General features: G+C 39.4%; 26 protein-coding genes. 20 read left to right on the top strand and 6 right to left on the bottom strand.

Features of this window, described 5'->3' with window-relative positions:
• The first annotated feature begins 88 nt into the window (after positions 1-88).
• From AC6CHH_RS13415 to AC6CHH_RS13375, 9 genes are all read left to right on the top strand, one after another.
• Entirely contained in the window at positions 89-1,255 is a 1,167-nt protein-coding gene (locus AC6CHH_RS13415) for a glycosyltransferase family 4 protein (RefSeq protein ID WP_498283697.1), read from the top strand.
• Between the two features lie 12 nt (positions 1,256-1,267).
• A complete protein-coding gene (locus AC6CHH_RS13410) occupies positions 1,268-2,179 on the top strand; it encodes a lysylphosphatidylglycerol synthase transmembrane domain-containing protein (protein WP_498283695.1) in 912 nt (303 codons plus the stop codon).
• A 3-nt stretch (positions 2,180-2,182) separates the two neighbouring features.
• Positions 2,183-3,334 (top strand): glycosyltransferase family 4 protein, encoded by a 1,152-nt coding sequence (locus AC6CHH_RS13405; protein WP_498283693.1) that lies wholly within the window; start codon positions 2,183-2,185, stop codon positions 3,332-3,334.
• 112 nt (positions 3,335-3,446) lie between these two features.
• A complete protein-coding gene (locus AC6CHH_RS13400; protein WP_498283691.1) occupies positions 3,447-4,286 on the top strand; it encodes a UDP-2,3-diacylglucosamine diphosphatase in 840 nt (279 codons plus the stop codon).
• A gap of 171 nt (positions 4,287-4,457) precedes the next feature.
• Complete coding sequence (locus AC6CHH_RS13395; protein WP_498283689.1) at positions 4,458-4,847, top strand: VOC family protein; 390 nt, start codon at positions 4,458-4,460, stop codon at positions 4,845-4,847.
• A 269-nt stretch (positions 4,848-5,116) separates the two neighbouring features.
• On the top strand, positions 5,117-6,322 hold the full coding sequence (locus AC6CHH_RS13390) for an ATP-binding protein (protein WP_498283688.1): 1,206 nt from the start codon (positions 5,117-5,119) through the stop codon (positions 6,320-6,322).
• Between the two features lie 315 nt (positions 6,323-6,637).
• Entirely contained in the window at positions 6,638-7,663 is a 1,026-nt protein-coding gene (locus tag AC6CHH_RS13385; protein WP_498283686.1) for a gliding motility protein GldB-related protein, read from the top strand.
• A gap of 93 nt (positions 7,664-7,756) precedes the next feature.
• A complete protein-coding gene (locus AC6CHH_RS13380; protein WP_498283684.1) occupies positions 7,757-9,907 on the top strand; it encodes a GDSL-type esterase/lipase family protein in 2,151 nt (716 codons plus the stop codon).
• Between the two features lie 163 nt (positions 9,908-10,070).
• Entirely contained in the window at positions 10,071-10,865 is a 795-nt protein-coding gene (locus tag AC6CHH_RS13375; RefSeq protein ID WP_498283682.1) for a hypothetical protein, read from the top strand.
• A gap of 77 nt (positions 10,866-10,942) precedes the next feature.
• On the opposite strand, the gene AC6CHH_RS13370 is transcribed toward AC6CHH_RS13375, so the two are convergent.
• Positions 10,943-11,296: a VOC family protein gene (locus AC6CHH_RS13370; protein WP_498283680.1), complete on the bottom strand. Its 354-nt coding sequence runs from the start codon at positions 11,294-11,296 to the stop codon at positions 10,943-10,945.
• Between the two features lie 180 nt (positions 11,297-11,476).
• Between AC6CHH_RS13370 and AC6CHH_RS13365 the strand changes: the two genes are divergently transcribed.
• Both AC6CHH_RS13365 and AC6CHH_RS13360 read left to right on the top strand, forming a co-directional pair.
• Entirely contained in the window at positions 11,477-11,911 is a 435-nt protein-coding gene (locus AC6CHH_RS13365) for a hypothetical protein (RefSeq protein ID WP_498283678.1), read from the top strand.
• Positions 11,912-11,965: 54 nt separating this feature from the next.
• The gene (locus tag AC6CHH_RS13360) at positions 11,966-12,868 is read left to right on the top strand and encodes a DUF72 domain-containing protein (RefSeq protein ID WP_498283676.1); all 903 of its coding nucleotides are present in this window, start codon (positions 11,966-11,968) and stop codon (positions 12,866-12,868) included.
• A 142-nt stretch (positions 12,869-13,010) separates the two neighbouring features.
• Here the strand turns inward: AC6CHH_RS13360 and AC6CHH_RS13355 are convergent, their stop codons facing one another.
• The gene (locus AC6CHH_RS13355; RefSeq protein WP_498283675.1) at positions 13,011-13,997 is read right to left on the bottom strand and encodes a pyruvate dehydrogenase complex E1 component subunit beta; all 987 of its coding nucleotides are present in this window, start codon (positions 13,995-13,997) and stop codon (positions 13,011-13,013) included.
• A 122-nt stretch (positions 13,998-14,119) separates the two neighbouring features.
• Positions 14,120-14,746 carry a futalosine hydrolase gene (mqnB, locus tag AC6CHH_RS13350; RefSeq protein WP_498283673.1) on the bottom strand — a complete coding sequence of 209 codons (627 nt, stop codon included), beginning with the start codon at positions 14,744-14,746 and terminating at the stop codon, positions 14,120-14,122.
• A gap of 51 nt (positions 14,747-14,797) precedes the next feature.
• Here mqnB and AC6CHH_RS13345 point away from each other — a divergent pair, with 51 nt between their 5' ends.
• From AC6CHH_RS13345 to AC6CHH_RS13305, 9 genes are all read left to right on the top strand, one after another.
• Positions 14,798-15,211 (top strand): 6-pyruvoyl trahydropterin synthase family protein, encoded by a 414-nt coding sequence (locus tag AC6CHH_RS13345; RefSeq protein WP_498283671.1) that lies wholly within the window; start codon positions 14,798-14,800, stop codon positions 15,209-15,211.
• A gap of 18 nt (positions 15,212-15,229) precedes the next feature.
• The gene (gene folE, locus AC6CHH_RS13340) at positions 15,230-15,862 is read left to right on the top strand and encodes a GTP cyclohydrolase I FolE (RefSeq protein WP_498283669.1); all 633 of its coding nucleotides are present in this window, start codon (positions 15,230-15,232) and stop codon (positions 15,860-15,862) included.
• A gap of 171 nt (positions 15,863-16,033) precedes the next feature.
• Positions 16,034-16,537: a GNAT family N-acetyltransferase gene (locus AC6CHH_RS13335; RefSeq protein ID WP_498283667.1), complete on the top strand. Its 504-nt coding sequence runs from the start codon at positions 16,034-16,036 to the stop codon at positions 16,535-16,537.
• Between the two features lie 137 nt (positions 16,538-16,674).
• Positions 16,675-17,310, top strand: coding sequence for an O-methyltransferase (locus AC6CHH_RS13330; RefSeq protein ID WP_498283665.1), 636 nt, complete (start codon positions 16,675-16,677; stop codon positions 17,308-17,310).
• Positions 17,311-17,331: 21 nt separating this feature from the next.
• Positions 17,332-17,838, top strand: coding sequence for a glycoside hydrolase family 73 protein (locus tag AC6CHH_RS13325; protein WP_498283663.1), 507 nt, complete (start codon positions 17,332-17,334; stop codon positions 17,836-17,838).
• A gap of 15 nt (positions 17,839-17,853) precedes the next feature.
• Entirely contained in the window at positions 17,854-18,675 is an 822-nt protein-coding gene (locus tag AC6CHH_RS13320) for a glucosaminidase domain-containing protein (RefSeq protein WP_498283661.1), read from the top strand.
• A gap of 66 nt (positions 18,676-18,741) precedes the next feature.
• A complete protein-coding gene (locus AC6CHH_RS13315) occupies positions 18,742-19,503 on the top strand; it encodes a hypothetical protein (protein WP_498283659.1) in 762 nt (253 codons plus the stop codon).
• 1 nt (position 19,504) lies between these two features.
• Positions 19,505-20,551 carry a DUF3078 domain-containing protein gene (locus AC6CHH_RS13310; protein WP_498283657.1) on the top strand — a complete coding sequence of 349 codons (1,047 nt, stop codon included), beginning with the start codon at positions 19,505-19,507 and terminating at the stop codon, positions 20,549-20,551.
• A gap of 5 nt (positions 20,552-20,556) precedes the next feature.
• Positions 20,557-21,492, top strand: a complete 936-nt coding sequence (locus tag AC6CHH_RS13305) for an N-acetylmuramoyl-L-alanine amidase (protein ID WP_498283655.1) — start codon at positions 20,557-20,559, stop codon at positions 21,490-21,492.
• 14 nt (positions 21,493-21,506) lie between these two features.
• Here the strand turns inward: AC6CHH_RS13305 and AC6CHH_RS13300 are convergent, their stop codons facing one another.
• The 3 genes from AC6CHH_RS13300 to AC6CHH_RS13290 form a co-directional block, all read right to left on the bottom strand.
• The gene (locus AC6CHH_RS13300) at positions 21,507-23,231 is read right to left on the bottom strand and encodes a sodium:solute symporter family protein (protein WP_498283653.1); all 1,725 of its coding nucleotides are present in this window, start codon (positions 23,229-23,231) and stop codon (positions 21,507-21,509) included.
• Between the two features lie 105 nt (positions 23,232-23,336).
• Entirely contained in the window at positions 23,337-23,534 is a 198-nt protein-coding gene (locus AC6CHH_RS13295) for a hypothetical protein (protein WP_498283651.1), read from the bottom strand.
• Positions 23,535-23,544: 10 nt separating this feature from the next.
• Entirely contained in the window at positions 23,545-25,980 is a 2,436-nt protein-coding gene (locus tag AC6CHH_RS13290) for a PIG-L family deacetylase (protein ID WP_498283649.1), read from the bottom strand.
• Positions 25,981-26,020 lie beyond the last annotated feature (40 nt).

The raw sequence follows: 26,020 nt of genomic DNA, 5'->3' as shown, positions 1-26,020 counted from the left end.
ATTATGATTCTGTTATCATTTGGCTTTGCTAATTTATTCTTCGGGATCTAGCTTAGCTTTGACTTTGATTAGTTCAATCAAAGTAGTTATGAACAGAATAAAAGTTGCTTTTTTTGCAGAGATGTTAATTGAAGATTTCGATGGCGCTTCCCGGACAATGTTTCAGCTCATCAAAAGAATTGACAAGGAACAGTTCGAATTTCTGTTTATTTGTGGAGTGGGTCCTGATGAAATACAAGGCTTTAAATGCATAAAAGTTCCTGTTATTAATCTGCCTATAAACGCTGGCTATACCATGGCCTTGCCTGGGATGATCAAAAAGAATATAAAGAAAAGTCTTAAATCATTTAAACCAGAGGTTATCCATATTGCAAGCCCATCCCTTCTGGGGAACTTTGCTGTAAAATATGGACGAAAGCATCATCTTCCGGTGATCACCATTTATCATACCCATTTCATTTCTTATATTGATTATTACCTGAGGCATACCCCGTTTTTAATCGACAGTGTTAAACAAATCATCGCGGAGAACCAAAAGGAATTTTACAATAAATGTGATCTGGTCTATGTGCCGGCAACAAGTATAAAAACGGAGTTGGAAGGTATCGGGATTACCTCTTCTAAAATGAAAATATGGAAGCGAGGAGTCGATGATGAACTGTTTTCTCCAAAGCATGCTGATCCGAAGAGAATGAGAAGGCTGGTTGGAAATGAAAATCCAACAATCCTATTTGCTAGTAGGTTGGTTTGGGAAAAGAACCTGAAGACTTTGTTCCGGATTTATGATAAAATTCAACATGCTGGATTAAAAATAAACCTTCTGATTGTAGGGGATGGAGGAGCAAAAGTAAACTGTTTGCAGAACATGCCGAACGCGATTTTTACAGGTAAAGTGAATCATCAGGAACTTGCGGTGTTGTATGCGAGTGCCGATGTGTTCTTGTTCCCCTCGGTATCGGAAACATACGGGAACGTGGTATTGGAGGCAATGGCCTCAGGATTACCTTGCGTGGTAGCAAATGGAGGGGGATCAAAAGATTTCATTGAACAAGGTGTCAACGGATTTAAATGCGACCCTTACAATGAGGACGATTATATAGAGAAGATGCTGGTTGTCTTGCACGATGCTAAACTCAGAAACCAATTTATTATTGAGGGTTTAAAGAATGCTCATCAATTGAACTGGAATGAACTCGCCTATACCTATTTCCAGGAACTGGAATCTATGTCTGGTTCTGCCTTACAGATCAGCTAGCATGAGATGAGCATGAAGAAGTGGATTATTCTAGCTGTTACCGTTTGCTTGGCCATTTCCCTGATTGCCTTTATACAGGCGACGGATATCGATAAAGTTATCGATTCAATTCACAGGGTCGGATACCACTTTGTTTGGCTTTTATTGGTGACTGGAGCTGCTTATTATTTTGCAACCATTAGTTGGAGATACTGTTTGGGCGATCAATCCCGGTCTGTTTCCACCATTCGACTATTTCTGATCCGTCATGTTGGGGAAACAGTTAGTCTTTTTAATCCTGCAAGTGTAGTTGGAGGCGACTCTGTGAAAGCTATCTTGCTAGGAAATTACGGTATAGAAAAGAAAAAGGTCATCGCCTCCGTAATTCTTTCAAGGTTGATTCTCGTGGTCAGTCAATTATCCCTTTTCATGATGACCGTTTTGGCTATTCTTGTCCAGAATCCAGGTTTTGGACACACCAGCGTACAGGAAAAAGTGGCGGGTTGGTATCCATTTATCCTCATTAAATCTTGGTCCATACGGTCGAAAATTGAGCGCTTTGGTGAAGTGATTCAGCCCTTTTTTAAACAAAAAAGGAAAATGCTAGGTTGGTCTCTTCTATTTGGGATTTTGCACTGGATTTCAGGTGCGTTAGAGTTTTATTTTATCTTGAAATTCCTAGGCATGGAAGTGAGCATTCTGCAAGCCTTGTTGATAGACTTGGGCGTTGTTTTTTTTAAAGCTGCCGGAGCGTTTATTCCTGGACAAATTGGTGTTGAAGAGTACGGCAATAAAATCATGCTGGCAGCGGTAGGGATTCCCAATGCTGAAATCTGGATCTCAGCTTCAATTTTGAGAAGGGCACGGCAGCTGATTTGGGTAGCCTTTGGTATCGTTGCCTATTTGCTGCTATATAAGAAGCGTAACTTATTTCAAAAAGAATAGATTGTGGAGATATTGTTCGTAAGTCATAAATTTCCTCCTTTCACCGGAGGGATGGAAAAGCAAAGTTTTGAGTTGATTCATGGAATGAAAAATAAAACAAGGGTTCATGCTATTGTCTATGAACCGGGTGAGAGACGGACTCATTTCTTTTGGATGCTCAATAAACGGATACTGCAGACCCTTGAAGAGCATCCGAGTATCACCATCATTCATTTTAATGACGGCCTTATTGCGGCCTTTAGTTTATTTCATTCGAACTATAAACATTTAAAGCGTACCGTTACATTCCACGGGCTGGATGTCGTGTTTCCTGCCTTCCTTTATCAACGCTTTATTTTTCCCAGGTTTAATGCTTTTGATCTGATCATTACGGTGAGCAGGGCTACGGCAGATGCCTGCGAAATTCGTGGGATAGAAAAACAAAAGATTGTTGTGGTAAATAATGGTGTAGATGATGGTCCGGTCAAGAAAATGGCAAGAGAAGATGTGGACCATTTGCTCGCACAGAAATACAATGTAAAAAGTAAAACCAAAAGAATATTGGTGACCATTGGAAGGCCAGTAAAAAGAAAGGGTTTCTCTTGGTTTATTGAGCAGGTGATGCCGATGTTGAATTCAAACTTTATTTTGTTAATGATCGGACCGGTTTCCAAAAAGAAAAAGCTTTCTTGGCTTCGTGTAATTCCCAAATCTTTTAGCAGAAAGATAGAACTTTTCTTAGGTGCTCCGAGCGATGAGTATGCCATTGAGAAATTGACAGCAGAGGGAAATAGCGATAGGATAAAGCGCCTAGGAAAGTTGCCTTTAGAAGATATTCAGGCAATATTGGGTGTTGCGGATGCGTTTGTTATGCCTAATATTGAAGTAAAAGGAGACATGGAAGGATTTGGTTTGGTTTGTCTTGAGGCAAGTCTGTGCGGCACAAAGGTCTTTGCTTCCGCGAGCGGGGGCATCACAGATGCGATTATCCATAACAAGAACGGAATATTGCTGCCTCCCGAAGATGCGCAGAGGTGGGCAAAATCCTTGAACAAAATTATTGAAGAACCTGATTCGATCCAATTGAATCCTTCTGAAATCTCTGTATTTACACGGAATCATTTTAGTTGGAAGAAAATGTGTGCCGAATACTTAGACCATTTCTCTAAGTTATAACTGATATTCGGTACTCAAAATTGGTTGCCTTGCAATTTAATACAAGGCTAATGCCTGTCTAACATTCTATTCATATTAGAATAATAGCTTTGAAAAGCTTTAATCAGTATCGATGAATAAAGGTGAAATAGAGGTAGTGGTGATATCGGATGTGCATCTGGGGACATATGGATGCCGGGCGAAAGAATTACTTCATTATCTAAAAAGCATAAAACCTAAAATTCTTATCCTAAACGGTGACATTATCGACATCTGGCGGTTCAGTAAATCCTATTGGCCTGAATCACATATGAAAGTGGTGCGTCGAATTATGAAGCTTCTTTCTGAAGGAACCCAGGTTTATTATCTTACCGGGAATCACGATGAGATGTTAAGGAAGTTTGGTGATCAGCATATTGGGAACTTTCAACTATCTGATAAACTGGTTCTGGAGCTTGATGGGATTAAAACATGGTTTTTCCATGGGGATGTATTCGATGTAACTATGCAGCATTCAAAATGGCTGGCTAAGCTTGGAGCGGTTGGTTATGATACCTTGATCTTATTGAATAGCTTTGTTAACTGGTGGCTGAAAGTGTTAAAACGGGAGAAAATGAGTTTTTCTAAAAGGGTTAAAGAAAAATTCAAAAATGCCGTTAAATTTATTAATGATTTTGAGCTGACTGCTGCCGAGTTAGCCATTGATAAGGGATATGGTTATGTGGTCTGCGGACACATTCATCAGGCAGAAATCCGGCCGATATCTACAGATAAAGGAAAAGTGCTATATTTAAATTCTGGCGACTGGGTTGAAAACCTTACCGCATTGGAGTATCAGAACGGAAATTGGAGTTTATATAAATATAAAGCCGAAGATTATCTGAAATATGCTACAGAGCATGATGCATTCGATTCTCAGAACCTCGATTCTATGTTAGATATCAACGCAATGCTCGCAAGATTCAGAAGCTAAAAATTATCCTATCGAGTTTTTTGGGATTTATTCTCAAGGAGGTCTAAGCAAGCTTGATTTTTTGGTGCGAAGAAAAATCTGAAAAACAAACTTTTATTTGACTAGATTGTTCGTATCCAAGAAAGAGTACCACCCCCTGACTACAGGTAAAAACTTTTAAAGACGATCAAAATGAACACCTATAAACCCCCAGGATACAATTCTCTATCTCCCTATCTCATCTTAGATGATGCACAAAAATTTATTGACTTAATGAAAGCAATCTTTCAGGCAAAAGAATTGAGGCGATACGACCAGGAGAATGGAAAAATTATCCATTGCGAAATCCAGATTGATGATACCATAATTATGGTTAGCAACGCCAACGACCGATATTCAGCCAACCAAACAATGTTGCACCTGTATGTACCAGATGTTTTTGAGACCTTTAATAAAGCCATCGAAAATGGCTGTGAGGCCATCGAGGAACCCATCAATAAATACGGCGATCCGGACACAAGAGGTTCATTTTATGATTTCGGGGGAAATCATTGGTCGGTAAGCACACAGACAAACGGATAAAATTATATTTAGAGACTGTCCAGATCCCTGTTAAAACCAATATACAGCTGATAAAAGCTAAAGTATGCTGTTTTGGAAGGAGATGGAGCCCTATGAAATATTGACCTAACTTTTTCCTAGCGCATTAAGCATTAAACATAATATTTTTTCCTTAAAACCACTATATGATATACATGAAACTTTGAGTATATTTTTATATTTTATATGATATACATGAAATTTTATTTATATTTGATGATTATGCACGATATACATGAAACATTAGTGATATGAAACTAATAGAGCGCCCAATATATACAAAACGAATTATTCCTTTTGTTGATAAACAGGTTATTAAGGTGCTTACTGGTCAAAGACGGGTCGGGAAAAGCTATGTAATGATGCAATTAATGGACTATATTAGGAATACGGTTTCTCAGGCAAACATTGTATATATTAATATGGAGATGGAAGACTTCATTCAGATTACAAGTAATCTTGAATTAAATGAGTATTTAAAGGATAAATGGATTGATGGTGTACCTAATTATCTTTTCATAGATGAGGTCCAAGAAATTGTGTCTTTTGAACGTACTTTACGCAGTTTGTTAGCAAAGAATACTTGCGATATTTATTGTACAGGCAGTAATGCTAATATGTTATCTGGTGAATTAGCGACACATCTTTCAGGTCGGTATGTTGCTTTCCATATTCATAGCTTGAATTATCAAGAATTTCTTCAATTTCATAGGGTTGATAATTCATTCGAAAGTTTATTAAAGTTTATAAAATATGGAGGTATGCCGTTTTTGACAAACATAGGCTTGGAAGACGACATTCCTTTTGAGTATTTACGTAATGTGTATTCAACTATCCTTTTGAAGGACGTTGTGGCTCGCCAGAATATACGGAATATCTCTTTTTTGGAGAATCTAGTTGCCTATCTGGCGGATAATATGGGAACACTTTTTTCGGCCAGCAATATTAGCAAGTATTTAAAATCACAGAGAGTAGATATCTCACCCCAATTAACCATTAATTATCTCAGAGCATTAGCAGATGCTTATTTTGTTCATAAAGTGGTTCGTTCGGAAATAGGGGGCTTGAAAATATTTGAAGTTGGGGAGAAATATTATTTTGAAGATATAGGTTTACGGAATTCTATTGTTGGTTTCAATCAACGTGCCGATCTTCATAAGCTATTGGAAAATGTGGTGTATCTTCACCTTCTTCATCAGGGATATACGGTATATGTTGGAAAATTAAGTAAGAAGGAAATTGATTTTGTGGGTGAAAAAAATGGGACGAAAATCTATGTACAGGTTTGCTTGACACTTATTCAAGAAGAGACAATAGAACGTGAATTTGGAAATCTGAGAGCGGTTGAGGACAACTATCCCAAATATGTAGTTACTTTCAATGATGCTATTCTGGGGGAGAACCTTGGGGGAATATTCCAGAAAAACATCATTGATTTTTTAATGATGGATGTCTGATGTGTATATGCATTGAGAACTCTTTAGTAGTACGTGGACTCTGACTGAGGAATAAATTTGTTATGCTCGTGGTTTAAATGACAAAATCTAATTCAATCTTTGCGGGTAAATACCGGCTCGCTGTTGGTTACTGCGTTAACGTCCGAATATGCACAAAAATATGTCCATTTTCGAACACCCAGCGACGATTCTTTTCACTATATTTTTGATTACAAGCGCAGTATGAATATGGCAGGGCAATTGTCATTTAGTTTGAAGGGGATTTTATGAAAATAGTTGAAGACTATTTGCCGTCCTGAAATTTGAAGCTGCTTTATGATTGATAATTATTTTAACTTCCGAACGAACAATCTGGCTAAAAACCAAGGTTTAAAAAAATACGCGAGAAAATATCTTCGTATACATGCTTTAGGATTGATGTTTTTATTTTCTGGAAGCCATGCCCAAGCTCAACTTGTCAAGCATCAAAACATAGATAGTGTAAGAATTATAACAAGTGATGTTAAAAATTATCTGCTTGCTTATGATAAAGCTTTAGAAAATCCAGAGAAAGCAGATTCACTATATCAAGTGCTATATTTCCAGAAAGGCTCAATAGGGCTGAAAGACTACTTTTCAAAGCGAATAAAGACGGTTGATTCATTTGTTAAAAATCAACAACAAAAGAAGGAATTCTACAAGGCCATCTCTGGGCGCTTAAAGGAGGTGGATGACCATATTCCTGTTGTAATAGAGGGGCTTAAGTCACTAAAAAAAATATTTCCAGAAGCTGCATTTACGGACGTTTATCTACTCATCGGCAGATGGAATTCAGCGGGTACTGTTTCTGAAAATGGATTGCTCCTAAGTCTGGACATGATGAGTAAAACAGATGATGTGCCACTGCATGAACTGAACGAATGGGAATCAAATGTTTATAAATCGAATTCCTATCTACCCTATATCGTCGTTCATGAGCTTGTGCATACCATTCAACGGAAAAGCTCAGGGGCTAGAACGCTACTTCATATGGCAATCCGCGAAGGAATTGCCGATTATCTCACCGAACTCGCTACAGGTGTCAACCCTAGTGATCATATCTACAATTGGGCAAAACCGAAGGAGAAGGAATTATGGAAAGCATTCCAAATTGACATGAATGGAGAGACTCCTTCAGGTTGGTTGGCCGAAAAATCGAAAAATCCGAATTGGATACCTGATCTTGGTTATTTTATTGGCTACCAGATTGTCGAGGCTTATTATAAGAAAATGCCTAATAAAAAAGAAGCTATTCGTGAATTGTTGACGGCGGAGGATTACCTGATGCTTTTTGAAAGAAGTGCGTACGGATCGGATTGGTGAGATTTCGGTTTCTGCTTGTTAAATTAAGCCACAGCGCTTGTGTGATTAAGGGATGATTAGTATCTTCCTTAATTATTATAGATCTTCATAGGCATGAACCTAAGCCTTGTTGTTAAAAAAAAAGCAATATTAGGACTAATAATTGTCCTCAATCTCGTATTAAATCCAATTGCAAATGCCCAATCTGTCATTAAGATTGCCTGCATTGGCAACAGTATTACCTATGGATCTGGTGTTACTACTAGAGAAAAAAATGCGTATCCTGAACAGTTGCAAGCTCTGTTGGGGGAGCGGTACAAGGTTACCAATTTCGGTGTTAGTGGTGCAACTTTACTTAAAAAGGGGGACCATAGTTATTGGCAAACAGATGAATACAGAAAGGCTTTAGAGAGCAAACCTGACATTCTATTTATTAAATTAGGCACAAACGATAGCAAGCAGATAAACCGTTCTTCTTTGGGAGAATTTGAAAAAGATTACAAAGATTTTATTGCCTCTTTTCAAGCCTGGGGCGCCCGGCCAAGAGTTATCTTACTATTGCCCATTCCCTCGTTTCTAGAAGCTGAAGATGGTATAAATGATTCGATCATCAAACAGCAAATTATACCGCGGATTAGAAATGTTGGATATGACACTGGGTCTGAATTGATAGATCTTTATTCTCTTTTTGTAGATAAAAAAGAGCTGCTTCCAGATCAAATCCACCCCTCCTCTTTGGGAGCGTCTTTAATTGCCGAAAGATTATATGAAGCAGTAAAATTGAATGAGAAACACGCTTATAATTCTTTTGAGAAAATAAAGGAAGAGAAAAAGATAAGTTCATTTAATGGTTTTGAATGTGCTGATTTTACGTTCAATGGCAGAGATTGTAAAATTGTTAAACCTAAAAAGGCGGTAGTGGGATTGCCTTGGGTTTTAAGGGCGAGATTTTGGGGTCACGAACCTCAAACAGATATTGCATTATTAGAAAGAGGATTTCATATCGTGTATTGCGATGTTGTCGAACTTTATGGAAATGCAGAATCAGTCCGAATATGGACTAATTTTTATACCTATATGCAAAAATTGGGTTTCGCAAAAAAGGTTGTACTTGAGGGGATGAGCAGGGGCGGTGTATATATTTATAACTGGGCAGCAGAAAACCATGAAAAAGTGGCATGTGTTTATGCAGATGCACCTGTTTTAGATTTGAAAAGTTGGCCTGGGGGAAAAGGGAAGAGCGCGGGCAGTCAGGCCGATTGGGAAATACTCAAAAAAGATTATGGATTTACAAGTGAAGCAGCTGCTCTTGAATTAAAAAACAGTCCTTTGGATAAAATTGCAGCCATTGTAAAAGGACAATATCCGATGTTACACGTAGTAGGTGATGCAGACCAGGTTGTTCCTGTGGCAGAAAATACCTTAATTTTTGAAGAGAGGATAAAAGCCGCCGGAGGCGAAATTAATGTGATTCATAAACCAGGTATTGGCCATCACCCTCATAGTTTACCAAATCCTACACCAATAGTTGATTTTATCTTAAGGGCGACCGGACAGAAAGTCAACATGGCAAGAATACCAGCGCCCGGATCTGAGTACCGCTCTGGAGCCGGATGGAAAGAAGGGAAAGATTGGTGGGCACAATACGATGACATTAACCAACTATTACAACAAGAACAGGCTTTGGATATTCTCTTCCTTGGTAATTCCATTACCCAAGGGATTGCTGGGAAACGAGCATATTTAAGCTATAGACCAGGATTTGACGCCTTTGATGAAGCGTTTAAAAACTATGCATGGGAATGTGCCGGGATATCAGGAGACAGAACCCAAAATGTGCTTTGGCGGTTACAAAACGGAAGGTATGTACAGGCAAAACCGAAGTTATTAGTCTTAACTGTGGGTGTGAATAACTTTGCCCAGAATACTGCATACGAAATAACCCAAGCTATTGTAGAAACTCAGAAATGGATCGTGGAAAACATGCCAGAGACTAGACTTCTCTTGCTCGGACCACTTCCTGCCGGCGTAAAAAAAGGAGACCCTTACCGAGTGAAATACGAGAACCTGCAGATCCTCTTACAGAAACACATGTCCAAAGAAAGCAAAATGATCAGCAGTTCCCTCTCAAAAATATTTATCAATCCAGACGGTAATTTAAATCTGGATTATTGCTCATCAGATGGAATACATCTAAACCAAATGGGGTATCAAGCCTGGGCGAGCGCATTAAAACCCATTGTCGAGGAATTAATTAAGAAATAGTAGGAAGGTTTTAATCACCAGGTTTCTAACAACGAGTTAAGCTTGTCTGGAGTGAAGAAGGTGCTGGAATTGACCAATTGAATTTGAGTTTATCACTTTTCTCTCGCATGCTGGTGAAAAAATTTATACTTTTGTTATACTTTATAAATTAAAACTAAACACGATGAGAGCCTTATACTTAATCCCGATTTTAGCCTATTTATTATTTGCAAATGTATCTGTTTCGCAGGCTCAGATTCTGAGAAAACTGCAAAAGAAAATTGAAGATAAGGTAGAAGACAAGATGGGTGATATGCTAGAGGGGGCCGGCAAAAAACAGGGTGGATCCTCTGCTGGATCTTCTACTGCAGTGTATTCGTTTACCCCCGCAGAGCAGATTATATTTCAAGATGATATGTCGGGGGATGCTTTGGGATCCATGCCCGCCCACTGGAGAACGAATAGTACAGGGATAGTAAGTCAGGTGAACGGTGTTCCTGGGAAATGGTTAAAAATGTCCGATCAATCTTCGTATCAATTGGATACTTTATTGAACTTACCCGATACCTTTACCGTGGAGTTTGATTTGTTGACCCGGGCGGATCAGGCAGCGGATCTTCAGGATATGCATTTTGGCTTCAGCAAAAGCAACAAACCTAAAAGTTACATTTATGGCGTGAGTGCAGACAACACTGTGGTTTCCACGTTCCTACAGTTTTATTACAATACCATTCGTACCTCCAGTAATGACACCGATCTTGAGAATAGGTTGGATTTTGCCCTTGATAATTTGGGTAATTCCATTATTCCTGTCGCCATTGAAGTAAACGGGACGAACATGCGGGTTTTTGTAAACAAAAGAAACGTGTTGGACGCGGAAGTACTTACACTGGAGAGTCCGAAACATTTCTATTTCAGTAATGAAGATCCAAAAAATGGTGCACAGGTGTATTTAGGGAATTTCCGTATTGCAAAATAATAAGGATAATACGCTCTTCCCAGAATTTGTTTTCAGAACATAGTGTAGCTGCGCCTGAGCTTTTGGCACAGCTATTTTTATACCGTATGGCATATGATATTCACTAGCTTTCCAAATGGATCTTTTACAAAGAACCGTCTTACTCCCCATGGCTCTTGGGTGGGTCCATACAGGATTGGAAATTCTGATTTTTTGAATTTTTGCAGTACGCTCTCAAAATCATCTACTTCAATCGAAAGATCTGGTACCGGGGTACCGGACCCCCCTTCGCTGGCAAAGCTAATCTGCAGGCTCATTTGCTCTTGGTTTCCAAGCGTTTTTATAAAACCATGATCCATGAGCATTCTCAGCCCTAGAATTTCTTCATAGAAACGAATGGATAATTCCGGTTGGGGTGTTTGGATATTCGCTACAATACGTTTTACTGTCATAATTTTGTGTTCTGCTTAAAGATAGTAACCAGAAAATAATCGTTTGAGGTGTTACCTTTGATAAAAAGTAAAAATAATTGCCAATGCAAAATGATTTGGATATCTTGTATTTCACATATTACTATAAATCTACCCAAAAATTGATTAACAAGGACCTCAAGTTCTTTTTAAATTTTTAGTATGAAAAACCTCAGAAACATCTTTTTTGTCTTGTTAATTTCTTGTTCCAGCCTCAGTGGTCAGAGCCCGAAAGCATTTTTTGTGGATGTTCCCGTTTCTCATCAAAATGAGGTTTTTGATGAGCTTCTGTTGCTTCTTATGACAAGCCCGTATTTTGTTGAGTCTGTTGATAAGGATGCTGGATTGATCCGCTGCAAAGAGACCAGCGAAAATAAAAAGGTATTCTCGAACAAGAAAGGAACCATCCTGGAATACAATTTACTGCTAAGATCACATCGGGGAGGAGTCCGCATTCATCTGCAAGCGAATCAGAAGGTCAAGGAACTCACCGGAGAAATGAATAATATCAGTTACTATACGAATGATCTTGGGGTTTCCCAGGAACAAAAACACTATGATAAACTGATGGATTTATTAAAGGGAGCAATTCGTTAAACCATTGCAGCTGATAACGCATTCGTTGATTACAATCATAAACCTAATTATCAAATGAAATTTGGACAAGTAGCAGACCCTTCTAAGATTGACTTTACCATACCACAGACACCAAAAGTCTCGTTGGATTTACTCAATCAGTATAAAACCGATAGCCCGATGGAGGTGTTTGTCGGATGCGCAAAATGGAATAAAAAGGACTTAAAAGGCTTTTACCCTCGTGGAGTCAAAGACGAATTGAAATATTATTCCTCACAATTTAATTCGATCGAGCTCAATGCCACATTTTACAATTCACCCTCCAAAACACAAGTGCAGGATTGGAAACAGAGAACGCCAGATGGCTTTAAGTTCTTTCCGAAAATTCCTCAATCGATTAGTCACTATGGAAGACTTTTAAATTCGGATGAAAAGGTTCGGGATTTTGTTGATGCGACGGTATTGTTTGAGGAAAAACTAGGGATGGCGTTTCTGCAGCTTATAGACAATTTTAAACCGAAAGATTTTGATCGCCTGGAATCTTTTTTAAAGAATTTTCCAAAAGGTTATCCCTTAGCGCTGGAAGTCCGCAATCAAGAATGGTTTATTGACCCAGTTGCAGAACGACTTTATGAGTTGTTGGAGAAAACCGACACAACCAACGTACTTGTAGATACTGCAGGAAGACGTGATATGATGCATATGCGACTCACCAGTTCTACAGCATTTGTCCGTTTTGTGGGAGCGAATCACCCTTCGGATTATCTAAGGTTGGATGATTGGATCGAGACACTTATCGTCTGGAAAAAGGCAGGGCTGCGAAATCTTTACTTTTTTATTCATCAAAACGTTGAAGTTGAATCCCCTTTGCTTGCAGCTCATTTTATTGAGAAACTTAATAAAGCCATTGGCACCTCGCTAAAAATACCCAATAGTCCTGGGGATTCTAATCAAGGGAATTCCCCGTCTTTATTTTAAGTTCTTCTGTGGAAGAAACACGGTTCGAATAGCTGAACAAAAAAAGCAGTAGTAAACATTCGTTTACTACTGCTTGTCTGGTTTATTTATCTTCTATGGAGTTCCTTTCAGACTCTTTAGAAGGGAATAAATATATTTTTTCTTATTTACTTACGTAAGAAACTTCCTTTACTGCTTTTACAACTTTTGCAATGCTTGGTAGACTGGCCTCCACTAACGTTGGCGCATAACCCAAAGGTACATCTGCTGAAGTTACACGTACAATTGGTGCATCCAGGTAATCAAATGCATGTTTTTGAACATGGAAAGATACTTCTGATGAAATCGAAGCCAAAGGCCATGCTTCCTCTACGATTACTAAACGGTTTGTTTTCTTAACCGATTCGATAATTGCTGGAAAGTCAATTGGACGTACAGAGCGTAAGTCGATTAATTCAACGTTGATTCCTTCTTTGGTTAATTCTTCTACAGCAGGGATAACCACGCGTGAGAGCATTTTACCAAAAGAAACGATGGTTACGTCGGTTCCTTCTTTGATCGTGTTAGCTTTACCAATTGGCAAGTAGTATTCTTCTTCAGGAACCTGTCCTTTATCACCATACATAACCTCAGATTCCATAAAGATTACCGGATCTGGATCGATGATTGCTGATTTTAATAATCCTTTTGCGTCATAAGGTGTTGAAGGGACAACCACTTTTAACCCAGGTACGTTTGCATACCAGTTTTCAAAGTTTTGGGAGTGTTGTGCTCCTAATTGCCCTGCATTTCCAGTCGGACCTCTAAAAACAATAGGACAAGAAAACTGTCCGCCGCTCATCTGACGTAGTTTTGCTGCAGCATTTATTATCTGGTCAATTGCAACTAATGAGAAGTTGAATGTCATGAATTCAATGATTGGTTTAAGGCCATTCATTGCTGCTCCCACACCGATACCTGCAAATCCAAGTTCAGCAATTGGGGTGTCAATAATGCGCTTTGCTCCAAATTCCTCAAGCATGCCCTGACTTACTTTGTAAGCACCATTATATTCAGCGACTTCCTCGCCCATCAAAAATATTGTTTCGTCTTTGCGCATTTCTTCGTTCATTGCTTCCCGAAGCGCTTCTCGGTATTGTATTTCTCTCATCAGTATTACAGATAGTGAATTTTGAATAGATACGCAAAAATACTATATTTTCTTGAATTTTCGTAGCAGATTATACTATTTTAAGCGCAAAAGGTCTTGAGTTGAAAATATATATAGCCTAGTTATTGTCTGTGGCTGAGAATAAAGGATTCTAACCAGTTGTTTAATTCAGCTAATGCTTTTGGGATATTCCAATTGGCGGTATTTCTTGTTTCAACCAGATTGGATAGCGCCCTGATCTGGATGCTGGGGATGCCCATTTGATTGGTGACATAGAAAAAGGAGGCCCCTTCCATGCTTTCAAGTAAATTCTCACCGCGTTCTCGAATGATCTCCAAAATACTCTGCTGGTTACCATGTACCGTGTTTACCGTAATGGCATTGATGCTCGGTAATTGCTGAAATGTTTGTCCAAGATCGTGTACAGGAAGGATTTCTGAAAAAGTTGATTTTCCAAAGCCAAGCTGTTCTATGCTGAGGAATTCCTGATCATTCTGAGCACCTAACAGATAGATTGAATCGTTTTGGATTCGGTAGAGCTGTCCCAAAGAATGCGATTTGCAGAATGTACCTGCGATTCCTAAATTTAATATGAGATCATAGGTTTTACCTTTCAGATGTTGCCCCAAAGAAAAAGCCGTTGCGACCATTCCTACCCCTGTTAATAAATAATCTATATTATTCTGAATCAATAAGGGAATGCAGGGTTGTATTTCTTGCGGGGTTGCCGCAACAACGAGAATATTCATATCTAAAGCTCAAAACACTAAAATACGTTATTTTAGTTTATCTTTGTCATTATGATTTATATTACACGACGTGAGCGATTTAACGCTGCTCATAAGCTTTATCGTGAAGACTGGACGGCCCAAGAAAATGAAAGAGTATTCGGGAATTGTTCCAATCCGAACTGGCATGGACATAATTATGATCTATTTGTGACTGTTAAGGGTGAAATCAACCCGGCGACAGGCTTTCTTATAGATCTAAAGTTGATGAAAGAGATCATTGTTGAACATATTATCGATAAACTGGATCACCGAAATGTGAATTTAGATGTGGATTTTATGAAAGGTAAGATGGCCTCCACCGAGGTTATGGCCGTTGAGATCTTTAACATATTATCCCCATTTTTTCAACAAGAGAATGTTATTCTGCATGGAGTTCGTCTTCATGAAACCGAAAACAATTACGTCGAATATTTCGGCGAGTAAACAAAAACTACAGTTTAGATGAACGAATTTCAAGAATTTGAAGATACCGAGCGTAACGGCTACTCAAAAATTGATCAATATGACGAAAATAAAGTCATTCGAATTTCCAGTCATTATTCCGATATACTAGAAGCCCTTGGTGAGGATCCAAATCGTGAAGGTCTATTAAAAACCCCGGAACGTGTTGCCAAGGCCCTGCAATTTTTAACACATGGTTACAAGGTTGATCCGGCGGAGGTTTTAAGGGGAGCCATGTTTGAAGAAGAATATAGTCAGATGGTCGTTGTCAAGGATATCGAGGTGTATTCGATGTGTGAACATCATATGCTTCCTTTTTTTGGCAAAGCGCACGTTGCCTATATTCCAAATGGGCATATTGTCGGTTTAAGTAAAATTCCTCGGGTAGTGGATATTTTTGCCAGAAGACTTCAGGTTCAGGAGCGGTTAACCAATGAAATACGCGATTGTATACAAAGTACGTTAAACCCAGCTGGTGTGGCCGTAGTTATTGAGTGTAAACACATGTGTATGGCTATGAGGGGTGTTCAGAAACAGAACTCGGTAACCACTACTTCTGCCTTTACCGGAGCATTCCAAAATGATGTGACGCGTTCAGAATTTTTACGGTTAATTACAGCCTCTCTCGCTTAAGATTTAGGGAGGAAAAATATTTGGTATCAAAACCCGTCTTATTAGAGTGCCCCCAGAAAGTGTCTAACTTTTTGGGGGCATTGCATATTGGCGGGTTTTTTACTTTCCATGGGGATTCTTCTGGTTATTTAAAATTAATTCTATTTTAGTCCATTAAACCGTTGACAGAAAATGATGAGTGAGCTTGAACTTGCATTTGAAAAATATATCGAGGAAGATTTTGAGAATTATTGTGCCCTGGTTGGCGATGATCTTCAGATGCGCTTTATAACGGGGTATGGAATGGCTTTGGAGCAGGCACGCGCAAAATTTGATCAAATTTTGCAGATCAATAACCAGGATCAATATTTGGGTTATTTTAAAATTATAAACTCGGAGACCCAACAGGTACTCGGAGAATGCAAATTGGTCAATGATAAGGATGACCCCTCACACTTCGAACTAGGCTACCTAATCAAAAAGGAATACTGGAGACAGGGTTTAGGAAGCCGCGTTTGTGCTTCGATGCTTCACCTTGCGGATTCCATAGATCCTTCGAGATCGATTGTTGGCCTGATTGATCCTGCTAATCTAGGCTCCAAACGGATTCTTGAGAAAGCGGGATTCACGTCTGTTTTTTGCGGAGACTTGCACGGTGTTCCTACTGAAAAGTTTTGCTTACTCAAAGGGGGTTAAAGCTATTTTTTGGGATTTAGTAGCAAAGATTGGTCAATCTCGTTCGAGCGATTTTGTTACGAACTAAGTTGTTGTTTTACAGCTTGTTGATTAAAAACTCTTTGTGCTATTATTTTTGAATTCTTATCTTTGGGCAAATGTTTGAAAAATCTGATCAACTGAATTCGTATTTAGAGGACACTGCGGATGCTCAAAATCCCCTGTTAGCCAAGGTCAATAGAGAGACTTATCTGAAGGAGACAATGCCGCATATGCTCTCGGGTCATTATCAGGGAAGGGTGCTTTCAATGCTTAGTAAAATGGTTCAACCTAAGCTGGCCTTAGAAATTGGAACGTTTACCGGGTATGCGAGTTTATGCTTGGCTGAGGGCCTTCCAGAGGGGGGAATTCTGCATACGATCGATATCAATGAAGAGAAAAAAGATCGGGTTCAGGGCTACTTTGATGAATCGGAGTTCAGGGATCAAATCCGGTATCATATCGGCGATGCCTCCATGGTGATTCCGCAAATCCAAGGAGAGTTTGATTTGGTCTTTATTGACGCGGACAAGAAGAATAATCTGTATTACTATGAACAGTTATTGCCTAGGGTTAAAACGACAGGTATTATATTAATTGACAATGTCCTCTGGAAAGGCAAGGTTTTTGATAGTACCCCGGATAGTCAAACAAAACAAATAATTGAATTAAATAAAACACTGGCAAGTGATGATCGGGTGGAGAAGTTGATTTTGCCAATTCGAGATGGGCTTTTTGTCTTGCGCAAAAAGTAGTGTTCACTAAATAATAAGTTTATGCTTAAACATTGTAGAAGGATTTTTGTGGTAGGTTTACTTACAACATTTGCATCTTTTGGGCTATACGCTCAAGACTACACAACAAAAACGTATATTTCTAAGCACAGCCCTGCTGCGCAGAAGCTTATGCGTGAAACGGGTGTTCCAGCTTCTGTAATATTAGCCGTTGCTATTCACGAGAGCGCTTATGGTAACAGCCGCATTGCCCGTTATCTGAATAATCATTTTGGAATTAAAGGGAAGAACAATAGTAAGAAAATACGTTCCGCGTATAAAGGGTATGCTTCAGTTCTGGATTCTTATCGGGATTTTGTCGGGTTGCTGCAACGTCGAAAGGCAACTAAGCCTTTGTTCTCGAAGCACGATTCGGATGATTATAAAGACTGGGTAAATGGAATTTCAAGATCGGGTTATTCTGAATCTTCAGATTGGTCCAAAAAAGTACTTTCCACGATTAGTTCTTATAATTTAGATCAATACGACGAAAAAGCAGTTCTCAACTAGTTTCACGATCAACGAATGAAAAAATTTTTATTGGCCAGTTTATTATTGGCCATATTTTTTGCCTCCTGTGGTTCCAAAAGGAATGTTTCTTTGGGGAGTAAATCGAGTACTGTAGGAAGCTCTACATCTACAAAAGGAGCAATCTCCAGTACTGCAATCTCGTATATTGATCGGTACAAGGACATCGCAATTCAAGAAATGAATCGTTACGGAGTTCCGGCGAGCATCAAGCTGGCTCAGGCTATTCTGGAATCTGGAAACGGGAATAGTGATTTAGCCCGTTCCGCCAACAACCATTTTGGAATTAAATGTGGAGGAACCTGGGATGGTAAATCAATTCGAAAATCGGACGATAGCCCCAATGACTGCTTCCGAGTGTACTCAAATGCGGAAGATTCGTTTCGTGATCACACCCAGTTTTTATTGCGTAAACGCTACGAGAAACTTTTTACTTTAGCGAAGGACGATTACAAAGGATGGGCAAAAGGACTCAAGGCCGCTGGTTATGCGACAAATCCCCGCTATCCTGAATTGTTAATTAACCTCATTGAACGCTATAATCTCCAACAATACGATCATGCGGAGGTGCCCAAGGAAGTGGTGGCGAGGGTTCATCAGGTGGAGGAGATCATTGAACAAAAAGAGCAAACCGAGCCTGTGATCGCTGAACCTGAAATCAAAAAACCTCTTGCCATGGTGATTTATGAGGTAAAAGCCTCAGACACGCTTTTGAGTATCGCTTCTAAATTTAAAATTTCCGTCGCCCAAATTAAAGAACTTAACGGAATGTCTTCTGAAAGCATTTCTATCGGTCAGCTTCTGGTCGTATCAAAATAGTTACAACATCAATTAAAATTTGTTAAATATTAGCATCATAAGTATCTAAGATGTAGTTTTATAGTGGTGAAAAAACTATTTCAATTTTGCTTATTTGCGTGCTTGTTGGCTCCTCTTTCTGGTTTTACTCAGGAGTCCCTTCAGGGTATTGTGTATGATCAGCAAAGTAAGCAGCGTTTGGGCCAAGTACAGATTAGAAACCTAACTACCGGGAAGTATCAATACAATGATATTCTTGGTGAATTTCATATTAAGGTTAACCCAGGAGATGTCCTGATGTTCAAAAAAATGGGTTTTAGCTCTGATACTGTTGTTTTTGAAAATCAAAAAGCGTTAATTGTTCAACTACAAGAAAAGGTTGAGGCGATAGAAACTGTAACTGTTTTTGGTCGCAGGAATCCTGATGATGTCCTGGCGGAATTGAAAAAAGATTACAAGAAAGCGTTCGATCTGGCGACCCCCGGTGATTACTTTTCGGTTGGCAGAACCGGTGCTGGTTTGAACATTAATTCCTTGTATAAAATGGTGAGCAAGGAAGGTCGAAATGCGAAGAGATTTACCAAATATATTCAGAAATTGCATGAACAAAATATAGTTGATTTTTATTTTACGCCGGAATTAGTACGGAATTTGATAGGTTTGCAAGGAGAGGAATTAAAGGTATTTATGCAACTCTTTAGACCTTCTTATGAATTTGTTTCCCAAGGAGACCATTATAATTTGGTTAGCTATATAAAAAATAACTACGAAGTGTTTAAACTACATCCAAATTTACGACCTTTGCGGGAATTGCCAGATATAAAAATGGATGTTAATAATGAAAAGTAACATGAATATAAAACGTCACTTATTGCCTGTTTTCACGTTGATCTTTGGAATGAGCTTGGCTGAAGCTCAGGACTTAAAAGAATTACGTGTTAAACCGGATAGTTCAATTACAAACCAAGAGAAACAAGACGCCTTAGCGATAAAAAACATTAGTGTGCCTATTCCTAAATTAAACTTAGAGGTTAACTATTGGAAGCATTGGACGAAGTTTGGCTTGAATTTTAATCAAGCTACTTTCAGTGAAAACTGGAAATTGGGTGGATTGAAATCCTATTCGGTTGGTGGGATACTGTGGCATAAATCTGACTTTAACCGGAATAACTTCAATTTTACTACGGAACTAGATATGAAGTATGGTAAGGTTAAGAATGAGAAGCAATTGGCTAAACCCAATAACGACCGACTTTTCTGGGATAATAAATTATCCTATAAATTGGCTAAAGCGTGGTCTCTATTCGTTTCCTTAACCTATGAGACCCAGATGGACAACTCATTCCATTATACGAAAGATGAGAACGGTGACGAGATTGTCTCGGGGGTGCGGTCTTCTTTTATGGCTCCGGGGTACTTTACGGAATCTTTCGGTTTGGAATACAAGCCTGACAATACGTTCTCTCTGCGTTTTGGTACAGGTACTGCAAGACAGACTTTGGTTTTGGACAACCGGTTAAAACCGCTTACGGCGGACCAGTATTTTCGTAAACACGGCCATTATTTTGATGAGAACGATGTGACCAAAGGTACTGGACCAAAATTTGGTGTAGAAGAAGGGAAAACGATCAAGAATGAACTGGCATTTCAGTTGACGGCTAACTTGGACCGTAATCTTTCCAAAAATCTTAATTTGAAGTCGCGTTACAATCTTTTTGCGGATTATTTGGATTTAAATGACCCAGATCATCGCTTGGATGCTACACTTTCAGCCAGAATAACCTCCATCGTAAACGTTTCATTGGGAGGGACTGTGCTGTATGATTCGGCTTTAGATGGGAAGGTCCAATGGAGTCAAATGATGTCCATGGGTCTGCTGCTGAATTTACCTAAATAAGTTTAATGTTAAGAAATAGTAAGGGATATCTGCTCTTTACGATGGTGTGTCTGCTGAGCGCTTGTTCGACAGCAAAGAAAACCAAGGTACTCTCTAATCCACAAGGGGAAACTACCGTAGTGAAACCTTCACCTGTGATCGAGAGCACTATAGATAGTTTGCAGGAAGTGGCGGATAGTACGGGTATAATTGCGCTTGCTCAATCCTCCGATTCGCTCCTTCAGGTGGACACCGTTTTAAGCCAACAAGAGCTGGTTTGGAATATGATGAGTGGGGGAATTGACAAAAATTATGATTATGCAAGTGCGATGCATTACGATGTGTCTAAGCCACAATTTGTCATGATTCATCATACATCTCAGAATAGTTTAGCGCAAACCATTCGTACCTTTCAATTGGCTCACACAAAGGTCAGCAGTCATTATATCATTGGAAGGGATGGCCGCATCGTGCAGATGTTGAATGATTACTTGCGTGGCTGGCATGCTGGAAAAGGGAAATGGGGTGCAATTACCGATATGAATTCTGTTTCCATTGGTATTGAGCTTGACAACAACGGACAGGAACCTTTTCCTGAGGTCCAGATTGACTCTTTAATGTCCCTTTTGGACAGCTTAAAAAGCAAATATAGTATTCCACAAAAAAACTTTATCGGACATAGCGATTTTTCGCCGACAAGAAAAAACGATCCTAACGTATTTTTTCCTTGGCATAAACTTGCACACAGGGGGTTTGGTATTTGGTATAATCCGGATTATCTACCGGGTGTACCCGCTAATTTTAATCCGATCGATGCGTTGAAAATTATGGGTTATGATACCTCTAATTTGCCCGCTGTGATTAAATCTTTTAAACGAAAGTTCATTAAATCTGATCTCTCAGAGGTTCTAACCGATCATGATAAGGCTGTTCTATATGATCTGTACCGCAAATTCTATTAGGTCGTTTGACTTTTCTAGTGGCTTTGGGAGGGATCTTCCAGGTCATTGATTTCACACTTTGTGATTTGCTGTAAAAGTAAACCGATAAGGATCACCAATAAACAGCCAATTAAATTTAGCCATAAAAAGGCAACTATATCCATCATCCAAATCCCTATAATGATAGCCTCGGTGATCAGGGCCGACCAAAAAACTGATTTTGCACCAATCTTCTTCACGTAGAAGGCAACCAGAAAAATTCCAAGGATTGTTCCATAAAACAAAGAACCCAGGATGTTCACTGCCTCGAGTAAATTACCTAACCTGTTTGCGTATAAGGCTATGCCGATCGTAAATATTCCCCAACATAATGTCGCTATCCTGGATACCTTTAAATAATGCGCATCATTTCCTTTTTTTTGTACGAACCGCTTATAAATATCTATTACTGTTGTAGAGGAAAGGGAATTAATGGCCGATGCGGTGGCACCCATCGAGGCTAGGAATATAATGGCAATCAAGAGCCCTATTAAGCCTTTAGGGAAGGTATCGGTGACGAACTTCAGGAAGATATAGTTGTTATCGTTCGTATCTGCTTGCGAGTCGTTCTTCTTGATGAGTTCAATAAGATCCTCCCTTAAGCCCTTTTCTTTTTCGGCAAAGCCTTGAAGTTTTGCGGTGATATTTTGAATCTGCTCAGGATCCTCTGTTTTGTTCAATAATGCTTGGGTGAGTTGATTGATGGTTAGCGTTTTCTGCTGGCTTACCTTTTCATGTTGCCCCATGATTTGGACATAATCTTCTTTGTAGATGCTGTTTTCTAATTTATTGGTCTCATTTTCATTAAAAAACAGTGGCGGGGTGTGGTACTGATAATAGGCGAATACAAGAATGCCAATCAACAAAATACAGAACTGCATGGGAACTTTTAGCAGACCGTTCATCACCAAACCCAAACGACTCTGGCGAACGGAAGCTCCGGTTAGGTATCTGCCTACCTGGCTTTGGTCTGTTCCAAAGTAAGACAGTTGCAGAAAAAAGCCACCTATTAATCCGGTCCAGACGGTGTATTGGTTGTCTAAATCGAAGGTTAAATCTATGGCATTGGCTTTTCCAGATTTTCCAGCGATATGCAAAGCTTCTGAGAATCCAATGTCCTGAGGTAAAAGATGAACAACCAATACTCCTGCCATTAATAAGCCTGCGAAGATGATTGACATTTGGAGCAACTGGGTGTAAGAAACAGCTTTTGTTCCTCCGTATACCGTGTAGATAACCACCAAACTTCCAATGGCAATGGTCGTTTGGGTTAAATCAATTTGGAGGATGGTCGAGAGAATAATAGCGGGGGCAAATATGGTGATACCGGTTGATATTCCTCTTTGAATTAGAAACAAGATGGCTGTTAATGCTCTGGTTTTAACGTCGAACCTTTTTTCAAGAAATTCGTAGGCGGTATATACTTTGAGTCGGTGAAATATAGGTACAAAGGTCACGCACAGGACAATCATAGCCAAGGGCAAACCAAAGTAGAATTGGACAAAGCTCATTCCAGAACTGTAGGCTAAACCAGGGGCCGAAAGAAAAGTAATCGCGCTGGCTTGGGTCGCCATGACCGAGAGTCCAACCGTGTACCAAGGCAGGGATCGGTCACTTAGAATGTAACCGTCAATGTTTTTGACGTTCTTGCTTTTGTATATACCGTAGATTACGATTAAAAGCAAGGTTAGGATGAGTACTATCCAATCTATATTACTCATCCGAAATGTCTAGTGAAAAAATACATAAGAACAATGCATACCAGTAACCATAGAACAATTACCCAATACAATTGTCTCCATTTACTAGGTTGGGGTGCATGTCTCTTATCTATCATGTGATTTATGTGGCAGAATAACAGTAATGAAGATCGTCGCAAAAATCAACCCACCAACAATTCCTGATAAAACCCCTAGGAAAGTACCTGAGGCTACGCATGCTGTTAATCCTCCTAAAATGGTTCCTGCTAATAAAATAATGCTTTTGGCGTTAATGCCATTTGATTTTTCGATTTGATTTTCCATTGTCTAAATTTTATTTTTCTTCCTTAGCCAGCAAATTTACAAATAATCTATAAGCTCCGGGAACTCCTGCGGGTAATTGTCTGAAAAAGGACAGTGAGGTATACACGAACTTCCCTTTTCCGTATTTGGTAATGAGTAGCGAGCCCTTGTTATTCTCTTGCCCTTTGTCGGCCATTGCGATCGGGGTCCTGTAATGCGCGTCTATTTGGTGTGCGAAATACAAGCCTCTCTCTTGGACCCAACCATCAAAATCCTCTTTTGTGATTTTATTGGGATAATTTAGAACTGGGTCGGTGGGGTCAACAAAGTGCACAGGGGAATCTTCTTGGGTTACGCGCTCTCTTGATATTTCAAATGGGTATGGACCAAATTTATTGGTTTGCAATTTTGAATTTACATTGTATTGAATCAGCACACTTCCGCCCTGCTGGGCATAGGCCAATAGGTTTTCCATCCAACCTCGTGCATTTTTGTTGACATTAAAAGCACGAACGCCAATCACAACAGCCTGGTATTGTTTTAAGTTTTCTAGGCCGGTTTGATCGTCCGTTAATTGATCCACTCTTATCCCGATATTTTCTAAAGAACTGGGTATTAAATCTCCTGCCCCCGGAATATACGCTACTTTTTGAATCGGATTGATGAGTTCTAAGTTTTTAGCTTCTAAAACTAAAGGTTCAAACCATGTAATTTCCGGTATATGTTGATAAGCTATATTTCTTGTGGTGTACAGGGGGGTATCATTTATTAGAATTTGAATACGGGCTTGTTTGCTTCCTTTTGGATTGGACAATAGGTATGTTTTTTTTATTTCCTGGTCAGCGTCTAAAGTGATTTCCTCTCCTTGGTTTTGAATTTCGAAACCATTTAAATCCTTAAAGCTAATTTTTACTTTTTGACTCTGAGTGCTGTGATTTTTAAGTACTAAGGAAATGTTTTTTTCATCAACCTTATCCACAAAAAGATGACTTCTGTCTAAATTTGCCGTAATTGCCGGGCTAATATGTATGGGTTGATGGATCTCGCCATCAACAGGATCTACATATTTATGATTTATGTTTTGGTGGATTTTGAGTCGTAAATCGGCGATTTCGATTTCGAATATGGTTTTTGGTTTATTTGGATTTTCGGCCAGTCCGTAGTGTTCTTGCGAAACAGTAAATTTACCAAGGCTATGAGGTGATTCTAACCAAAAAGGTTCAGACCAATCAGAGATGGCTTTTGAGGCTGCATATTTTTGGGTCTGATTAAAAGGGACATCTTCTTCAATGGATATACCATCTATAGCTATTAAACGAACTTTTTGACTAGGGTTACGGACAATGATTTCATTGGATATGGAAATAGATTCTCCCATCACGTAGCTCGGCTTGGTTACGTTAGATTCAGTAACGACGCCCGCTGATAGTAGAATTAGATCCTGAATTTGCTGGAGCTTATAGTCTTTGTACACGCCAGATTTTAAGTTGCTGATTAAGCCATAGAGTTTCACTAAGCCTTCAATAGAGCTGGCAGGATTGTTTATGTTAAAATCTTTTTGAATGGTGCTGATCTGTTCTGTAATGTTTTGAGTCGGTTCATCTAGTCTTTCCCAGGTAGTATTTTGACCATCTAGGAGACTTTTGATTGCCTTTTCTCCGGCCACATGCTCAAAATACTCTGTGCTTGTTCCACGGTTGGCCGAGGCTCCGAACCCTTGACTTTTGTGTTGGGAACGGCTTAGGGCTGCAATCTCTCCATAGGAATAGCCCAAGAGTGGGTTATAGTCTGTGATTTCAACTTGGAGCTGCTGCGGAGTCGTGTTGTTCATTCCGCCAAAATTTGCGGCATTCCATACTAATCTTTTGGCTTTCCAGGGCTTAACTGTTTTTAACTGCTCAGGGAATTTGGTTGGATCTGAGGCTAATTCGTAGGCCTGTTTAGCAATGATCGCTGATGCCTGATGATGACCATGGCCCCCACGACTGTCAGGCGGGAATCGGGTAATAATAACATCTGGCTGAAGTTTACGAATGATGTAAACCGCTTCTTTTATGATTTCTTGTTGATCCCAAAAGGAAAAAGTTTCCTCATGTGTTTTTGAGAAACCAAAATCGTAAGCAGAGCTAAAGTATTGTTCCCCCTTATCAATTCTCCTGGCTGCCAATAATTCCTGAGTTCGGATCAAGCCTAGGTTTATACCTTGTTCAGTTCCAAGTAGGTTTTGTCCTCCATCACCGCGGGTCAGCGAAAGATAAGCCGTTCTGTAATTTTGGTCATTCGCTAACCAGGAGATCAGCCGGGTGTTCTCATCATCTGGATGCGCTGCAAAATAAAGTACAGTTCCAAGACTGTTGAGCTTATTTATTCTGTGTTTGATTTCAGAAGAGGAGGCGCTTTGTTGCGCACAGGAAAATGAAATGCAGACTATTAGGAAAACGAATAGGTTTATTATTTTGTGCATCATAGCTTTAAAAGTAATGAAGATTTGGCAAAAAATAAAAGGA

It is taken from the genome of Sphingobacterium sp. GQ94 (genome assembly GCF_059758715.1).
Note: the sequence above shows the minus strand (reverse complement) of the source record. Positions and strands in the feature narration are given on the sequence as shown.

What these genes read in the sequence shown, in the direction of transcription:
- AC6CHH_RS13415 (WP_498283697.1), top strand. Translation starts at nt 89, where the DNA reads ATGAACAGAATAAAAGTTGCTTTTTTTGCAGAGATGTTAATTGAAGAT.
- AC6CHH_RS13410 (WP_498283695.1), top strand. Translation starts at nt 1,268, where the DNA reads ATGAAGAAGTGGATTATTCTAGCTGTTACCGTTTGCTTGGCCATTTCC.
- AC6CHH_RS13400 (WP_498283691.1), top strand. Translation starts at nt 3,447, where the DNA reads ATGAATAAAGGTGAAATAGAGGTAGTGGTGATATCGGATGTGCATCTG.
- AC6CHH_RS13395 (WP_498283689.1), top strand. Translation starts at nt 4,458, where the DNA reads ATGAACACCTATAAACCCCCAGGATACAATTCTCTATCTCCCTATCTC.
- AC6CHH_RS13390 (WP_498283688.1), top strand. Translation starts at nt 5,117, where the DNA reads ATGAAACTAATAGAGCGCCCAATATATACAAAACGAATTATTCCTTTT.
- AC6CHH_RS13385 (WP_498283686.1), top strand. Translation starts at nt 6,638, where the DNA reads ATGATTGATAATTATTTTAACTTCCGAACGAACAATCTGGCTAAAAAC.
- AC6CHH_RS13380 (WP_498283684.1), top strand. Translation starts at nt 7,757, where the DNA reads ATGAACCTAAGCCTTGTTGTTAAAAAAAAAGCAATATTAGGACTAATA.
- AC6CHH_RS13375 (WP_498283682.1), top strand. Translation starts at nt 10,071, where the DNA reads ATGAGAGCCTTATACTTAATCCCGATTTTAGCCTATTTATTATTTGCA.
- AC6CHH_RS13370 (WP_498283680.1), bottom strand. Translation starts at nt 11,296, where the DNA reads ATGACAGTAAAACGTATTGTAGCGAATATCCAAACACCCCAACCGGAA.
- AC6CHH_RS13365 (WP_498283678.1), top strand. Translation starts at nt 11,477, where the DNA reads ATGAAAAACCTCAGAAACATCTTTTTTGTCTTGTTAATTTCTTGTTCC.
- AC6CHH_RS13360 (WP_498283676.1), top strand. Translation starts at nt 11,966, where the DNA reads ATGAAATTTGGACAAGTAGCAGACCCTTCTAAGATTGACTTTACCATA.
- AC6CHH_RS13355 (WP_498283675.1), bottom strand. Translation starts at nt 13,997, where the DNA reads ATGAGAGAAATACAATACCGAGAAGCGCTTCGGGAAGCAATGAACGAA.
- mqnB (WP_498283673.1), bottom strand. Translation starts at nt 14,746, where the DNA reads ATGAATATTCTCGTTGTTGCGGCAACCCCGCAAGAAATACAACCCTGC.
- AC6CHH_RS13345 (WP_498283671.1), top strand. Translation starts at nt 14,798, where the DNA reads ATGATTTATATTACACGACGTGAGCGATTTAACGCTGCTCATAAGCTT.
- folE (WP_498283669.1), top strand. Translation starts at nt 15,230, where the DNA reads ATGAACGAATTTCAAGAATTTGAAGATACCGAGCGTAACGGCTACTCA.
- AC6CHH_RS13335 (WP_498283667.1), top strand. Translation starts at nt 16,034, where the DNA reads ATGATGAGTGAGCTTGAACTTGCATTTGAAAAATATATCGAGGAAGAT.
- AC6CHH_RS13330 (WP_498283665.1), top strand. Translation starts at nt 16,675, where the DNA reads ATGTTTGAAAAATCTGATCAACTGAATTCGTATTTAGAGGACACTGCG.
- AC6CHH_RS13325 (WP_498283663.1), top strand. Translation starts at nt 17,332, where the DNA reads ATGCTTAAACATTGTAGAAGGATTTTTGTGGTAGGTTTACTTACAACA.
- AC6CHH_RS13320 (WP_498283661.1), top strand. Translation starts at nt 17,854, where the DNA reads ATGAAAAAATTTTTATTGGCCAGTTTATTATTGGCCATATTTTTTGCC.
- AC6CHH_RS13310 (WP_498283657.1), top strand. Translation starts at nt 19,505, where the DNA reads ATGAATATAAAACGTCACTTATTGCCTGTTTTCACGTTGATCTTTGGA.
- AC6CHH_RS13305 (WP_498283655.1), top strand. Translation starts at nt 20,557, where the DNA reads ATGTTAAGAAATAGTAAGGGATATCTGCTCTTTACGATGGTGTGTCTG.
- AC6CHH_RS13300 (WP_498283653.1), bottom strand. Translation starts at nt 23,231, where the DNA reads ATGAGTAATATAGATTGGATAGTACTCATCCTAACCTTGCTTTTAATC.
- AC6CHH_RS13295 (WP_498283651.1), bottom strand. Translation starts at nt 23,534, where the DNA reads ATGGAAAATCAAATCGAAAAATCAAATGGCATTAACGCCAAAAGCATT.
- AC6CHH_RS13290 (WP_498283649.1), bottom strand. Translation starts at nt 25,980, where the DNA reads ATGATGCACAAAATAATAAACCTATTCGTTTTCCTAATAGTCTGCATT.